Annotated in this window: 1 protein-coding gene; it reads left to right on the forward strand. The window is 31.2% G+C overall.

Annotated features, from left to right (window positions below; translation table 11 throughout):
• Positions 1–205: IS200/IS605 family accessory protein TnpB-related protein (locus ETC02_RS17460; RefSeq protein WP_171698523.1), on the forward strand; the 205-nt coding region annotated here is incomplete at both ends.

Raw genomic sequence — 205 nt, forward strand, 5'->3', positions numbered from 1 at the left:
CTATGAATCGCAATAATAAAGTGAATGATTATATCAACAAGACTTGCCGTTACATCATTAACTACTGTATTGAAAATCAAATTGGCAAACTTGTCATTGGCTATGCGGAAACATGGCAACGCAATATTAATCTAGGAAAAAAGACAAATCAAAACTTTGTCAATATTCCTCTCGGTAACATAAAAGAAAAACTAGAATATCTTTG

The organism is Geobacillus sp. DSP4a (assembly GCF_013096875.1).
Lineage (GTDB): Bacteria > Bacillota > Bacilli > Bacillales > Anoxybacillaceae > Geobacillus > Geobacillus thermophilus.